Source organism: Jiangella rhizosphaerae (assembly GCF_003579925.1).
Lineage (GTDB): Bacteria > Actinomycetota > Actinomycetes > Jiangellales > Jiangellaceae > Jiangella > Jiangella rhizosphaerae.
The window spans coordinates 1-14,597 of the sequence record NZ_QUAL01000041.1; the positions used below are offsets into that span (position 1 = coordinate 1).

12 protein-coding genes are annotated in these 14,597 nt (G+C 70.9%); 5 read left to right on the plus strand and 7 right to left on the minus strand.

The window, feature by feature from the left end; genetic code table 11:
* Positions 1–730: 730 nt before the first annotated feature.
* Both DY240_RS04780 and DY240_RS04785 read right to left on the minus strand, forming a co-directional pair.
* Complete coding sequence (locus DY240_RS04780; RefSeq protein WP_119658818.1) at positions 731–2,566, minus strand: ABC transporter ATP-binding protein; 1,836 nt, start codon at positions 2,564–2,566, stop codon at positions 731–733.
* Positions 2,566–4,377: an ABC transporter ATP-binding protein gene (locus DY240_RS04785; protein WP_119658819.1), complete on the minus strand. Its 1,812-nt coding sequence runs from the start codon at positions 4,375–4,377 to the stop codon at positions 2,566–2,568. The genes DY240_RS04780 and DY240_RS04785 overlap by 1 nt, the downstream gene beginning before the upstream one ends.
* A gap of 146 nt (positions 4,378–4,523) precedes the next feature.
* On the opposite strand from DY240_RS04785, the gene DY240_RS04790 reads away from it, so the two are divergent.
* On the plus strand, positions 4,524–5,012 hold the full coding sequence (locus DY240_RS04790) for an SRPBCC family protein (RefSeq protein WP_119658820.1): 489 nt from the start codon (positions 4,524–4,526) through the stop codon (positions 5,010–5,012).
* Positions 5,013–5,034: 22 nt separating this feature from the next.
* Here the strand turns inward: DY240_RS04790 and DY240_RS04795 are convergent, their stop codons facing one another.
* Together DY240_RS04795 and DY240_RS04800 are read right to left on the minus strand one after the other, a co-directional pair.
* The gene (locus DY240_RS04795) at positions 5,035–6,513 is read right to left on the minus strand and encodes a glutamate--cysteine ligase family protein (protein WP_119658821.1); all 1,479 of its coding nucleotides are present in this window, start codon (positions 6,511–6,513) and stop codon (positions 5,035–5,037) included.
* A gap of 48 nt (positions 6,514–6,561) precedes the next feature.
* Positions 6,562–7,983 (minus strand): Nramp family divalent metal transporter, encoded by a 1,422-nt coding sequence (locus tag DY240_RS04800; RefSeq protein WP_119658822.1) that lies wholly within the window; start codon positions 7,981–7,983, stop codon positions 6,562–6,564.
* A gap of 83 nt (positions 7,984–8,066) precedes the next feature.
* On the opposite strand from DY240_RS04800, the gene DY240_RS04805 reads away from it, so the two are divergent.
* Positions 8,067–9,152: a DUF4037 domain-containing protein gene (locus tag DY240_RS04805; RefSeq protein ID WP_119658823.1), complete on the plus strand. Its 1,086-nt coding sequence runs from the start codon at positions 8,067–8,069 to the stop codon at positions 9,150–9,152.
* Here DY240_RS04805 and DY240_RS04810 read toward each other — a convergent pair.
* The 3 genes from DY240_RS04810 to DY240_RS04820 all read right to left on the minus strand — a co-directional run bounded on the left by DY240_RS04810 (position 9,130) and on the right by DY240_RS04820 (position 12,418).
* Positions 9,130–9,549: a VOC family protein gene (locus DY240_RS04810; protein WP_119658824.1), complete on the minus strand. Its 420-nt coding sequence runs from the start codon at positions 9,547–9,549 to the stop codon at positions 9,130–9,132. The two genes, DY240_RS04805 and DY240_RS04810, sit on opposite strands and share 23 nt — an antisense overlap.
* A gap of 848 nt (positions 9,550–10,397) precedes the next feature.
* On the minus strand, positions 10,398–11,957 hold the full coding sequence (locus DY240_RS04815; protein WP_119658825.1) for a DHA2 family efflux MFS transporter permease subunit: 1,560 nt from the start codon (positions 11,955–11,957) through the stop codon (positions 10,398–10,400).
* Positions 11,954–12,418: a MarR family winged helix-turn-helix transcriptional regulator gene (locus tag DY240_RS04820; protein ID WP_119658826.1), complete on the minus strand. Its 465-nt coding sequence runs from the start codon at positions 12,416–12,418 to the stop codon at positions 11,954–11,956. The genes DY240_RS04815 and DY240_RS04820 overlap by 4 nt, the downstream gene beginning before the upstream one ends.
* A gap of 224 nt (positions 12,419–12,642) precedes the next feature.
* Here DY240_RS04820 and DY240_RS04825 point away from each other — a divergent pair, with 224 nt between their 5' ends.
* The 3 genes from DY240_RS04825 to DY240_RS04835 are packed head-to-tail and all read left to right on the plus strand — an operon-like array spanning position 12,643 to position 14,491.
* Entirely contained in the window at positions 12,643–13,245 is a 603-nt protein-coding gene (locus DY240_RS04825; RefSeq protein WP_119658827.1) for a CDP-alcohol phosphatidyltransferase family protein, read from the plus strand.
* A 56-nt stretch (positions 13,246–13,301) separates the two neighbouring features.
* Positions 13,302–14,162 carry a DUF881 domain-containing protein gene (locus tag DY240_RS04830; RefSeq protein WP_147375197.1) on the plus strand — a complete coding sequence of 287 codons (861 nt, stop codon included), beginning with the start codon at positions 13,302–13,304 and terminating at the stop codon, positions 14,160–14,162.
* Entirely contained in the window at positions 14,159–14,491 is a 333-nt protein-coding gene (locus DY240_RS04835; RefSeq protein ID WP_046770129.1) for a small basic family protein, read from the plus strand. The genes DY240_RS04830 and DY240_RS04835 overlap by 4 nt, the downstream gene beginning before the upstream one ends.
* The last annotated feature ends 106 nt before the right edge of the window (positions 14,492–14,597 follow it).

Genomic DNA, 14,597 nt, shown 5'->3' on the forward strand with positions numbered 1-14,597 from the left:
GCGGCGTGGCGGCCCGCGGGGTCCGCGCGGGCAGGGCGCGCGGGCGCGGGCGGGGGCCCACAGGCCGCGGGGTGGGCGAGGCTGGCAGGGCCTACGCGCGCGGGGGACTGTGGGGCAGACGGGATCTGTGGGGTATGGAGTGTCTGCGGGGCGTCAGGTGCCCGCGGGGCATGTGGTGCCCGCGGGTGTCAGCCGCCATCGAGAATGACGGCGTGGGCGACATCGGGCGTGCGGACGAGTGCGCGACGATCGCGCCGGGGCGTGGTCGTCATGATGTCGGCATCGTCGTCACGATGTCGGTGGCCGCTGCCTTGGCACGCCGAAGTGCTCCACGAATCGGGCCTATCCGGCGCGGATGCTCACGTTCGGCGAGCCAAGCTCACGCAGACCGCCGATCGGGACATCTGCGGTGGCTCGTCGGTGCTGTCTGGATGAACACACCGAAAGGGCTGGGGGGTCGGGTCGTCACGGTGACGGCGCCGACGAGTCGACCGGCCGTGACGGCGTTGGCGCGGCGTTCGTCGTCACCACCATGGCGCCGACGTCGGTATCGAACGCGGCGGCTAACACCCGCGGGGCTCGCGGGCCGCGGGCCGCGGGGCACGGGAGATCCGTGGTGCGGTGTCCGCGGCCACGGGGCGTGGCGTGCCCGCGCGGGGCGCGTGGGACCCATGGGGCGTGGGGACGGGGGGCGGGGGCCTCGCCCGGCCAGGTGGAACGGGCGGTCGGGTCAGTGGTCGCCGGCGCCGGCCGGGACGCCGACGAAGCCGGTGCCGGGCCGGTAGTCGGGGGACTGGTGGCGGAAGTAGGTGTTGTAGACGTCGCAGTAGGCGCCGCCGGCACGCAGCAGCGACTCGTGCGTGCCCTCCTCGACGATGCCGCCGTCGCGCATGACGATGATGCGGTCGGCGTGCTCGATGGTGGACAGCCGGTGCGCGATGACGATGGACGTGCGGCCGGCCAGGGCGACGTCGAGGCCCTCGGAGATCTGCGCCTCGGTGAGCGGGTCGACGCTGGCGGTGGCCTCGTCGAGGATGACGATGGCGGGGTCCTGCAGCAGCAGCCGGGCCAGCGCCACCAGCTGGCGCTGGCCCATGGACAGCGCGGAGCCGTGCTCGCCGACCTCGGTGGCGAGGCCGTCGGGCAGGGCGTCGAGCCAGTCGCCGCCGGCCACGGACTCGGCGGCCGCGCGGACGTCGTCGTCGGTGGCGCCGGGACGGGGGTAGCGGATGTTGTCGGCAACGGTGCCGGAGAACAGGAACGGCGACTGCGGCACCACGCCGAGCTGGTGACGGTAGCCGGTGAGGTCGACGGTGCGGATGTCGGTGCCGTCGACGATGATCTGCCCGCCCTGGAACTCGTAGAACCGCACCAGCAGCCGGCCGATGGTCGACTTGCCGGCACCGGTGTGCCCGACCAGCGCGACGGTCTCGCCGGCCTCGATGGTGAGGTCGAACCCGTGCAGGACGGTGTGCTGCGGGGTGTAGCCGAACGTGACGTCGCGGAACTCGATGCGCCCGGCCAGCCGTCCGACCGGCCGCGGGTCGCGCTGCACCACCAGCGGCTCGGCGTCGATCAGCGCGAACACCCGCTCGGACGCCGACAGGCCCTGCTGGAACTGCGACCAGAAGGACGCGATGGAGGTCAGCGGCAGCCAGAACAGCCCGACGCTCTGCAGGAACAGGTACCAGTCGCCGGCCGAGATGCCGCCGTCGAGCACTCGGCCGCCGCCGATGTGCACCAGCATGACGGTCGCCAGCCCGGCCACGGCGAACAGGGCCGGGAAGATCGCCCCGAACACGAAGCCCTGCTTGAGCGTGACCCGGTAGTTCTGCCCGTTGATCGGCCGGAACTCGTCGTAGATGGTCTGCTCCTGGCGGAAGTTCTTCGCCACGGAGATGCCGCCCATGGTCTCTTGCAGTGTCGCGTTGACCTTGGCCAGCGACCGCTGCTGGTGGCGCGTGGTCTCGCGGGCGATGCGCCGGAACCCCAGCGCCATCGCGACGATGACCGGCACGACGGCCATGACCAGCAGCGCCAGCTCGACGTTGCGGGTGAACAGCAGGACCGTGATGAGGCCGACGAGCAGCACCTGGCTGACGAGGTTCAGCGTCAGCGTGATGACCGTGGCGAAGTCCTCGGTGTCGGACGTGACCCGGCTGACCACCTTGCCGGAGGAGTGCTCGTCGTAGAAGGACATGTCGCGGTCGAGGACGGCGTCGAAGGCGTCCTCGCGCAGGCCGAGCACGACGTCGCCGACCACCTTCGCGGTGTACCAGCGCTGGACGAAGTTGAAGACCCAGCCGAGCACGCCGGTGACCAGGACCGCCGACACCAGCGCGACCACCAGGCCGGTGGTGCGGTCGTCGACGACGCGGTCGAGACCCTCGCTGACCAGGATGGGGAACGCCGCCTGCATGAGCGACTGCAGGACGATGGCCGCCGCGACCAGCCCCATGACCCTGGCCTTGGGCCGGAAGTAGCGCAGGATGCGCCGCAGCAGCTCGCGGTCGTCGTAGGTGCGGTCGTAGGCCTCGGCGTCGAGGCCGTCCATGAGGAACGCCATCAGCCGGCCGCCTTCCCGTCGCCGCCGTCGAACGCTTCGTCGTAGTGGGCGAAGATGCGCCGGTAGAGTGCGCACCGGCCGAGCAGTTCGTCGTGTGAGCCCTCGTCGACCAGCCGGCCGCGTTGCAGCAGCAGGACCTTGTCGGCCCACCGGATCTGCGACAGCCGGTGCGTGATGAGCAGCGTCGTGCGGCCCTCGAGGACGCGCTGGATGGCCCGCTGGATCTCGTCCTCGGTGGCGCTGTCGATGGCGCTGGTGGAGTCGTCGAGCACCAGGATGGCGGGGTCGGTGAGCAGGGCCCGGGCGATGGCCAGCCGCTGCCGCTGGCCGCCGGAGAGCGTGACGCCGCGCTCGCCGATGACGGTGTCGTAGCCGTCGTCGAGCGCCGTGACGAACTCGTGCGCCTGGGCGTCCTTGGCCGCGCGGACGACGTCGTCGCGGGAGGCCTGTTGCCCGAGGCTGAACGCGATGTTCTCGTGCACCGGGCGGCTGAACAGCACGATGTCCTGCTCGATGGTGGAGATCTGCGAGCGCAGGGAGTCGAGGTTCCACTCGCGGACGTCGACGCCGTCGACCAGGATGCGGCCCGAGGTGACGTCGTAGATGCGGTTGACCAGCTTGGTGAGCGTGGTCTTGCCGGCACCGGTCTCGCCGACGATGGCGACCGTCTGGCCGGGCTCGATGCGGAACGAGAGGTGCTCGAGCACCGGCTGGCCGCCGTAGGTGAACGTGACGTCCTGGAACTCGACGGCGCCGCGCATGGGCGCGACGTGGCCGGCCTCGTTGTGGTCGAGCTCGGTCTCTTCGCGCATGAGGGCGAGCAGCCGGTTGGCGCTGGCGATGCCGTTCTGGACCAGCGAGAACGAGAAGATCGAGATGAACGCCGGGAAGCCGAGCAGGCCGAGCAGCCCGATGTAGGTGATGAGCCCGCCGACGCTCAGCTCGCCGGCGTCGAGCAGCCACAGCCCGTGCAGCAGCCCGCCGGCCGTCGCGATGGACAGCAGCAGCGTCGGCAGGTAGCGGGCCTGGATGAGCCCCTGCTCGACGTAGGCGTCGCGGTAGCGGCGGGCGTTGCGGCTGAACTTGCCCAGCTCCTGCTCTTCCTGGCCGGTGGCCTTGACCACCTCGATGCCGCGGATGGTCTCGTTGAGCCCGGCGTTGAGCGTGCCGTAGTGCTCGCGCAGGCTCGCCGACACCGGCGACAGCCGGCGCATGAACCGGCGGATGGACCAGACGAACGCGACGGCGAAGATCAGCGGCGCGACCAGCAGCCTGGGGTCGAGGAAGGCGATGAACACGATGGGCACGATGCCCTGCGTGAGGGAGTCGACCAGCAGGTCGATGCCCGGACTGAACATGGTGCCGAGCTGGCGGACGTCGTTGGCGCCCCGCGCCATGAGGTCGCCGACCCGCTGGCGGTTGTGGAACGTCTGGCTCTTGCCGAGCAGGCTGACGTACAGCTCGTCGCGGGCGTCGCGCTCGATGCGCTTGGCCAGGACCTCGGTGCACAGCCGCGCGACGAAGTCGAGCACCGTCCGCCCGACGACCACCACCAGCAGGACCACCGCGATGGTGGCCAGCTCGGCCCGGCGGTCGGCGGACTCGTCGAGCACGGCGTCGAAGGCGTCGCCGACCAGCCCCGGCACCATGGAGTTCAGCACCACCATGGCGACCGAGCCGATGAGGAAGCCGGCCAGGTGCCACGGGTTGCGCAGCTGGTGCGACACGATCCAGCGCACCGGGCCGCGCCGGTCGTACTCCGGCTGGCCGGCGACGGAGAACTCGGTGCGCGCCGGAGTGGTGGTTGTCATCGTGCGGCAGTTCTAACACGCGGCACCGACAATCTCACCTGGTTAACCGGGCGGTCCGGACCCGGACCTGACGCAACCGACGGTTGCGCAAACCGCGCCGTCGATCTACTCTTGTGCAACCGAAGGTTGCGAGATGGGAGATCGGCATGGAGCACGCAACGAGCACGACGAACACGACGAACACGACGCGCGCCGAGGGCGGCTACTCGACGGCGTACACGGTCGAGCAGTCGCCGGAGGAGGTCTTCGCCGCCGTCCTGAACGTCCGCGCCTGGTGGACCGGCCGGATCGAGGGACGTGCCGACGAGCTCGGCGCCGAGTTCACCTACCGGCACCCGCCGCAGCACTACAGCGTCCAGCAGGTGGTGGAGCTCGAGCCGGGCCGCCGCGTCGTCTGGCGGGTCACCGACAGCCACCTCGCCTTCACCGCGGAGCCCGCGGAGTGGACGGGCACCGAGATCGTGTTCGACATCGTCCCCGCGGCTGCCGGCGGCGCCGAGCTGCGGTTCACCCACGTCGGACTGGTCCCGGACGTCGAGTGCTTCGGCGCGTGCTCCGCGGCCTGGCTGCACTACGTCAACGGCAGTCTGCGCAGCCTGATCAGCACGGGGACGGGCCTGCCCGACCCCTGGTGACCCCCGGCCGGGACGCACCGGCTCAGTCGACGTCCCAGGTGTGCACCGGTTCGTTGCTGTGCATGTGCTCGACGTACGAGTGCAGCATGCCGCGCAGCGCGTCGAGGCGCCCGGCGGAGGTCCCGGTGAAGCGGCGCCGGAACGCGGCGACCTGCCAGTCGGCGCCGTTGCGGCGCTCGGCGCAGCGCCGTTCGACGATGCCGAGCAGCCGCTCCTGCTCGGCGGTGTCGACGCCCCAGCGGCGCAGGCCCTCGTAGGCCAGCGGGAGCAGCCGGCGCAGCACCAGCTCCGCGACCGGGACGTGGCCCAGACCCGGCCAGTACACCTGGGCCTCCAGGCCGTCGCGGGCGCAGGCGTGGAAGTTCTCCTCCGCGGCGCTGAACGACATCTGCGTCCACACCGGCCGGTCCTCCTCGGACAGCGTTCGCACCAGCCCGTAGTAGAACGCGCCGTTGGCCAGCGTGTCGGCGACCGTCGGGCCGGCTGGCAGCACGCGGTTCTCGACCCGCAGGTGGGCGCGGTCGCGGACGACGTCGTACACCGGCCGGTTCCAGCGGTAGATGGTGCCGTTGTGCAGCCGCAGCTCGGCCAGCTCGGGGGTGTCGCCGCGGTCGAGCACCTCGACCGGGTCCTCGTCGGAGACGATCGGCAGCAGCGCCGGGAAGTACCGCACGTTCTCCTCGAACAGGTCGAAGATCGAGGTGATCCACCGTTCGCCGAACCACACCCGCGGCCGCACGCCCTGCGCCTTGAGCTCCTCGCTGCGGGTGTCGGTGGCCTGCTCGAACAGCGCGATGCGGGTCTCGGCCCACAGCTGCTTGCCGAGCAGGAACGGCGAGTTGGCGCCGACGGCGATCTGCACGCCCGCGATGGCCTGGGCGGCGTTCCAGACGGCCGGGAACTGCTCGGGGCTGACCTGCAGGTGGAACTGGGTGCTCGTGCAGGCCGCCTCCGGGACGATGGTGTCGCACGAGACGCGAAGCCGCTCCGGGCCGCTGATCGCCAGGTGCAGATCCTCGCCGCGGGCGGCGAGGATCTGCTCGTTCAGCAGCTCGTAGCGCGGGTTGCCCGACAGGGCGTGCCCCGTCATGTGCTCGAGCCGGAGCGTCGGCAGGATGCCGATCATCGCCAGGTGCGCGCCGACTGTGCCGGCCTTCTCCTCCGCGGCGTTGAGGCTGGCCCGCACGTCCTCCTCGAAGGCGCTGACGCCGCGGCCGGAGATCTCGCGCGGGGCGAGGTTGATCTCCAGGTTCCACTGGCCCAGCTCCGTCTGGAACGCGGGGTCGGCGATGGCCGCCAGCGCCTCGGCGTTGCGCATGGCCGGGTTCTGCTGCTCGTCGACGAGGTTCAGCTCGATCTCCAGCCCCGTCATCGGGCGGTCGAACTCGAACTGCGACTCGCGCAACATGCGCTCGAAGGCGTCGAGGCACCGGTGGACCTTGTTGCGGTACCTGGTCCGGTCCGCCCTGGTGAACTCCTGCCGGCCGACGTCCTCGCCCATGTGACCTCCAGCGGCTCGCCAGCTCAGTATTACCCTCCGGCGGGCGGCTCAGCCGAACAGCTCGCCGCCCTGCTGCCAGATCGTCAGCGCCGACAGGACGCCGAACAGCAGGAACGCCCACACGAGCGCGCCGACCCGGAACCTCGCCGGCCGGATCTCCGGCGCCAGCGACCGCCGGTTCAGCAGGATCAGCAGCCCGCTGTACAGGAACATCATGAAGCCGCCGACGCACGCGGCGATCACCACCAGCACCAGCGGCTGGTCCAGCCCGGCGGCCAGGACGAGGATGCCGATCGCGACCAGCCCCCACACCAGCCCGACGTACAGGTGGCTCTCCTTGACCCGCGGCAGGTACGACGTCTTGAGCACGTCCGCCGCGAGCCGGCTGGTGTAGTCGACGATGCCGAGGGCGGCCGCGTACAGCGACAGCGCGCCGATGAACCAGAACAGCGCGCCGAACCAGTCGCCGACGGCGTCCTTCAGCTGCTCGCCCTCCACCTGGAGGAAGCCGATGTCGTCGGGCAGGTCCGGCAGGCCGAACACCGTCGAGTACGCCAGCAGCGACATGAACGTGATCGAGACGAACGTGATGAGGACGAACGTCGTCAGCTGCTCGATGTTGGCGAAGCGCCACCAGCGCCGCCAGCGGTCGAGGTTGTCCGCCGTCGGCTCGAAGACGAAGCCGGTGCCGGGCGCGGCCTCGGGCTGGCCGGTCACGGGGCTCTCGATGCGCGGGACGTAGGCGCCCATGCCGAAGCCCTTGTCGCGGATCCAGTTGCTCTGGCACAGGTTCTGCCCGCCGCCGGCGCCGGCGAAGGCCAGCGCGCCGAGCAGCACCGCGAACCCGAGCTCCTCGTACGGCAGCCGGGGCGACGTCACGATGTCGGCCGTGCCGCGCCACGCGTCGGCGGTCACCGCGAACACCCCGCCCACGATGATCAGCAGCAGCACCGCCGCCACCTTGAGCATCTGGATCCGTTCCAGCGCCGTGTAGACAACCGGCGCCAGCGACAGGATCAGGCCGATCGAGACCAGCATGCCGACGGCGATCCACGTCGCGTTGCCGCCCCACAGGTACGTCACCAGCGTCGCGGAGCTGGTCGCCCAGCCGGGCCACAGGTTGGCGAAGTACGTCAGGATCGCGAAGACCAGGCCCCAGCGGCGCCAGAACCGGCTGAACCCCGTGAGCGCCGTCTCGCCGGTGGCCAGCGTGTAGCGCTCGATCTCCATGTTGAGGAAGTACTGCGTCACCAGCCCGACCAGCGCCGCCCAGACGAACACCAGCCCGACCTGGCTGGCGATGTAGGGGTACAGGATGAACTCGCCCGACGCGAGCCCGACGCCGGCGGCGACGATGCCCGGCCCGACGATGCGGGCGGTCGACGACGGCGGCTCGGGCAGGTGCTGGAGACCCGGAGGCGGCAGGTGCGTGGAGCGGAGCCGGTCGACGACGGACGCGTGCTGATCCATGACGCCTCCTCGGGGGACGGGGGAGCCGTGACAGCGCTTACCCGGATGCGTCCGGGCACATGCGCCGACTACCGTGTCACGCGATGACGCCTGCCTTCGTTCCCGGTCTCGACCTCGCCGAGGCGTTCTACACCGAGGTGCTGGCACCGCTGGTCGGCGTGCCGCATGCGGCCGCCCTGCTGGGCGAGGGGTCGGAGGTGCTCGGCTTCGACACCGAGCGGTCGACGGACCACGAGTGGGGGCCGCGGGCGCAGATCTTCGTCGCCGACGGTGACGTCGACGCCGTGCGGGCGCGCATCGGCGCGGGGCTGCCGCCCGTCTTCCGCGGCCTGCCGACGGCGTGGTTCTCGCTGGCCGCGGGTGGCGTCGCCCATCACGTGGAGACCACGACCGCCCGCGCGTGGCTGACGGCGGCGCTCGGCGTCGACCGGGTGGACACCCTCGAGACGGCGGACTGGCTCGCGCTGCCGCAGCAGCGGCTGCTGCACGTCACCGCCGGCCGGGTGTTCCGCGACGACCTCGGCGAGCTGACCTCGGCGCGGGCGGCGCTCGCGTGGTACCCCGACGACGTCTGGCGCTGGATGGTGGCCGTCCAGTGGCACCTCATCGGCAACGCCGAGCCGCTGCGTGCCCGGTGCCGCGAAGTGGGTGACGTCCGGGGCGCGGCGCTGCTGACCGCCCGGCTCGCCGGGCTGATCATGGAGCTGGCGTTCCTGCTGGAGCGCCGCTACCGGCCCTACGACAAGTGGTTCGGCAGCGCGTTCGCGCGGCTCGACGCGGCCGCCGTCGTCGGCCCACACGTCGACGCCGCGCTGGCCGGCGTCGTGGGGAGCGCCGCGAGCGACGACCCGATCGTCGCCGCGCTGGCCGAGCTGGGCCGCCGGCACGACGCCGCCGCCGTCAGCGCTCCGGTCGGTCCGGCGGCGGGCGACTTCGAGGTCGGCATCGGCGACGCCGTCCGGCCGTACCGGGTCAGCAACGCCGGAGCGTACGTCCGCGCGACCCTGGCCGCCGTCACCGACCCGGCGTTGCGGGCGCTGCTCCCGGTGGGCGCCCTCGACCAGCTCACCCACGGCGACGACACCCTGGTGACGTTCTCGGCGTGGCCGCGCCGCCTGGCCGGGGCCTACCGCGCCGAGCTGGCCGCTACTGCTGCTGCGGTCCCGTGATGTTGACCATCCACGTGACGCCGAACTGGTCGACGCACATGCCGAAGGAGTCGCCCCACGGCGCCTTCTCCATCGGCACCGTGACGGCGCCGCCGTCGGAGAGCCGCTCCCAGTAGCCGCGCAGCTCGTCCTCGTCCTCGCCGCTGAGCGAGATCGACACGTTGCCGCCAGGCATGTACTCCATCTCGTTGGGGGTGTCGGCGGCCATCAGGACCAGGTCGTTCTCGGTCTCCAGCTGGCCGTGCATGATCTTGCCGGCCTCCGACGGGTCGTCGCTGGCGCCGAAGTCGGCGAACGTGCTGAGCTGGAGCTCGCCGCCGAAGACCGACCGGTAGAACTCCAACGCCTGCCGGGCGTTGTCGCGGAACCCGATGTAGGGGTTGAGGCGCGTGCTCATGGACCGACCTCCTCGTCGGGGAATGTCGGGTCCGCGGCGGGACCCGCCCACCCGTCCGACACTAGACCCGCTCCTGCCCGTTGAGTGGGCTGCCGCAGATGAACATTCGGCGATCCGTGGGCGTCGGTCTTGGGGTGCGGCGTTGGGCCCGTCCCCCTGCTGCCCGATTGTCTTGGCCGCGGGCGCGCGCCTCAAGTCCGCGCGCGTTGTTGTTGGGCTTCGCTGTGGCCGGGGCGCTTGGACTTGACCCGCGCGCCCGCGGCTCAGAACGGGCAGCTATCAGGGGGACGGGGGAGTGTGGCGACGTCTCCTGCGGCGTTGTCCCCGTTACGGTGTGAGTTTGCTGTCGCTGGGTGTCCACGTGGTGAGATTTCGCCGTGATTTGGGGGCCATCACGAGGATTACCCCAGCGTCAACACCCTTACAGTCGTGGTGATGCTCGCGGAATCCTCGTGATGTAGGCGAGCGTTGATGATCATCGCTGCCCGCAGTCCGGCAAATCACGCGAAACGGGCACGACAACAGCGAGGCGTGCCCACATCCCCCCCCGGTCCCCTGATAGCTGCCCGTTCTTGGCCGCGAAGCCGCGGGTCAAGTCCGCCCCTTCGTCGCGAAGCGACTCCATGGCGGACTTGAGGCGCGGTTGCGCGGCAAGAGAATGGGGCAGCAGGGGGACGGGGAGCCCAGCGACCCGGCGAACGGGAACACCGGCCGACGAAAAGCCNCAGCGACCCGGCGAACGGGAACACCGGCCGACGAAAAGCCTGACCCGACGCCGTCCTACGATCGTCCGGAAACGCGGAAGGCCCCGCCCGGCGAACGCCGAGCGGGGCCTCCCAAGCCGAACCTCAGTGCAGGACGACCGGCGGCGCCTGGTTGGCGTCGCCCTCGCCTTCGCCCTCCTCGCGGGGGTCGGTGCGCAGTTCCTGCTTCGACCGCGGCAGGAAGAACGCCGGGATGATGCAGAGCACCACGAGCACGATCGCCACCAGGTAGGTGCTGCCGAACGCCTCGGCCAGCGCGGACCGGCCGGCGTCGAGCAGGTCCGGCGGCAGCTGGTCCTCGGCCTGGGTCTGCACCGCGCCGTAGTAGGCGGTCGCGGCCTGATCGTTGAGGATGTGGTTGGTCAGGATGACCGACATGACGGCGGTACCGATCGAGCCGCCGGTCTGCTGGATGATGTTCATCAGCGTCGACCCGCGGGCCACCTCGCCGTGGGTGAGGCTGGCCAGCGCCGCGGTCATGATCGGCATCATCGTCATGCCCATGCCGAGGCCCATGACGAACAGCGAGCTCAGCAGCAGCCAGTACGAGGTGTCGGCCTCGAGCTGGGTGAACGTCAGCATGCCGATGGCGATGAGCACGATGCCGCCGAGCACGAGCTTGCCGGGGCCGGTCTTGTCGGTGAGCCGGCCGGCGATCGGCATGGTCACCATCGCGCCGATGCCCTGCGGCGCCAGCAGGATGCCCGCCATCGTCGTGGTCTCGCCGCGGACCTGCAGGAAGTAGCTCGGGAACAGCAGGCCGGCGCCCATGAACGCCACGATGAACAGCGACATCGTCACCACGGCGATGGTGAGGTGCCGGTTGAGGAACAGGTGCAGGTCGATCAGCGGGTGGTCCTTGCGCAGCGCGTGGAAGACGAAGGCCACGACCAGGACCAGACCGATGATGGCCGGCACCAGCACCTCGGCGTTGCGGACGGTGCCGTGCTCCGGGATGGACGACACGCCGTACAGGAACGCCGCCAGGCCGGGGGAGAGCAGCGCCATGCCGACGAAGTCGAAGCTCTCGGACGGCTGCGGCTGGTCCTTCGGCAGCACCCGGAGCGCCGCGACGAACGCGAAGATGCCGATGGGCAGGTTGATGAGGAAGATCCAGTGCCAGGACGCGACGTCGATCAGCCAGCCGCCCAGGATCGGGCCGCCGATGGGGCCGAGCAGCATCGGGATGCCCAGCACGGCCATGACGCGGCCGACGCGGTCGGGGCCGGCGGCGCGGGTCATGATGGTCATGCCCAGCGGCATCAGCATGCCGCCGCCGAGGCCCTGCAGGATGCGCGCGCCGATGAGCGGGCCGATGTCCCAGGCGAAGGCGCACAGCACCGAGCCCAGCACGAACAGCACGAGCGAGGTGAGGTACAGACGCTTGGTGCCGAACCGGTCCGCCGCCCAGCCGGTGATCGGGATGACCGCGGCGAGCGCGAGCGTGTACGCCGTCATCGTCCACGCGGCGGTGGCGACGGTCGTGCTGAACTCGGACTGGAAGGTCGGCAGCGCGACGCTGACGACCGTGACGTCGAGGATCGACATGATGGCGCCGAGCACCACCACACCGGCGACCTTCAGGACGCCGCGATCGAGCTTGTCGTCGGACCCGGTGTCGGGGGGTCCGGCCGGTGCACTCATGAGAGTTGTTCCTCCAGGCGAGATGGTGCGGATGGTTCGACGATCGGAGCGAGCGCGGCGAAGAGCCGGTCCCGGTCCGCGGGATCGAGGGAGTGGGCGAACGTCACCAGCGCGTTGCGGCGGTGGACGTCGATCTCGGTCATGATCGTCCGCCCTGTCTCCGACAACGAGACGAGCCGGACTCGGCGGTCGTGCGGGTCCTCACGGCGTTCGACCAGGCCGTGCGCGACCAGGCGGTCGACGTTGCGGCCGGCCGTGGCCAGGGTGAGGTCGAGCCGGTCGGCCAGCTCGTTGATGGGCAGGGCCTCCGTGTGCTGGCCGAGCAGGATGAGGCAGCGGAACTGAGAGATGGAGAGATCGAGCTCGACCATGGACCGCAGGTCGGAGTCGGCCTTGGTGCACGACAGCTGACGGAGGAACGCCTCCAGGGCGCGGACGAACTCGGACTCGGAGGCGGGCACCCGAAAATACTAACGCACCTGCAACCATTGCGCGTGTGAGAGTGATCACGCCCACCAGGGTCCCCGTCCACGCCCGCAAGCATGACCGCAGCGGACACCGTCCCGCATCGCATTTTTCCGCCGTCCCTCCTCGTCGCCACACACCCAAGACGGGCGACCCCGGCGGATTGTGACGCGTACGCTGGGGGCGGCAGGCGGCCGCGACGCATGGGGGAGGACGGCCTGTGAAGGCGCAGGAGACGGCGGTACAGACCGACCGGGTGTTCACCATCCCGAACATCCTGTCGTTCCTGCGGCTGCTCGGCGTGCCGGTGTTCCTCTGGCTGGTGCTGGTCGAGGAGGCCGACGCCCTCGCGATCATCCTGCTCGCGGTCTCGGGGTTCACCGACTACCTCGACGGCTACCTCGCCCGCCGCTGGAACCAGATCAGCCGGGTGGGCCAGCTGCTCGACCCGCTCGCCGACCGGCTCTACATCCTCACCACGATCATCGCGCTGACGCTGCGCGACATCATCCCGCTCTGGTTCGCGCTCCTGCTGGTCGCTCGCGACGTCTACATGGCCGGCATCGTCGCGCTGCTGCGCGCCCGCCGGGGCATCACCGGCCTGCCCGTCCACTTCCTCGGCAAGTCCGCGACGGCCTGCCTGCTCTACGCCTTCCCCCTGCTGCTGTGGGGCGACGGCGACGGCACCGTCGCCATGCTGGCCCGCGTCTTCGGCTGGGCGTTCGTCATCTGGGGCGTCGCGCTGTACTGGTGGGCGGCGGTCCTCTACACCGAGCAGACCCGCAAGGTGCTGGCCGCGCCCGTGGCCGGCCGCAATTCGTGAGCGCCTGACGCGGATGTCGGCGCGGAACGCCGTGACGTGCGTGCGAGCATAGGACCGTGGTGACTGGGCAGGCTCCTCGCGTCCGTCCGCTGCGGCGGCCGGACGAGTCGATGTCGCTGCTCAACGATCTGTTCGCCAAGCCGCTCGACCCCGGGTACGAGGACGCCGCCGCGCGGCGCCGGGCCGCCGGCGAGCGGCCGACGTCGGAGCGCACCTGGCGGTCGCCGGCGCTCGCGCTCGGGCTGGTCGCGCTCGGCCTGTTGCTGACCATGGCGGTGTTGCAGGTCCGCAACACCGCTAGTGTTGTCTCTTCGGAGCGGCAGGGGCTCATCGAGCAGATCCACAACGAGGACGCGCGCGTCAGCCGGCTCCAGGGCGAGGTCAGTGCCCTGGAGGCGGAGGTCGGCGAGCTCGAGAGCGACCTCCTGCAGAACTCCGCGGCCGGGCAGCAGACGCGGGAGGAAGTCGAGAGCTTGCAGGCGACAACGGGTGCGATCGCCGTGACGGGGCCAGGGGTGGTGGTCACGGTCGACGACGCCGAGGAACAGGAAGCCCAGGACGGCACCGACCGCGTCCTCGACCTCGACCTGCGCATGGTGGTCAACGGGCTCTGGGCGGCCGGCGCCGAGGCCGTCGCCATCAACGGCCAGCGCATCACGCCGCTCACCGCCATCCGCTCCGCGCAGGACGTCATCCAGATCAACTACCGGCCCATGAGTGCGCCCTACGAGGTCTCCGCCATCGGCGACCCACGCTCGCTGGCCCGCGACTTCGGCGACGGCAGCGGCGGCGAGTGGCTGCGCAGAACCGCCACCAGCAGCGGTGTGCGGTTCGACGTCAGCTCCGACGAGTCGCTGACCCTGCCCGCGGGCAACACGCCGCTGTCCTACGCCGTCCCGGGGGAGGGCGCGCCGTGATCCCACTCGCCGGGCTCCTGGTCGGCATCCTGGCCGGCCTCTACTTCGACGTGTCCGTGCCGCTGGAGCTGCAGCCGTACCTGCCCATCGCCATCGTCGCCGCGCTCGACGCGGTGTTCGGCGGCATCCGGGCGGTCATCGAGGGCATCTTCAACGACAAGGTGTTCGTCGTGTCGTTCATCGCCAACGTGCTGATCGCCGCGTTCATCGTGTTCCTCGGCGACCAGCTCGGCGTCGGCTCGCAGCTGTCGACGGCGGTGATCGTCGTGCTGGGCATCCGCATCTTCACCAACGTCGCGACGATCAGGCGGCACATCTTCCATGCCTGACTCCAACGCCGACCCCGCCGACGCCGCGCCCGACTCGGGCGTCGCGCCGCGGCACGCCCACCACCGGCACGACGGCTCGCCGGCGGCGGCCGAACGGGCCGGCGCG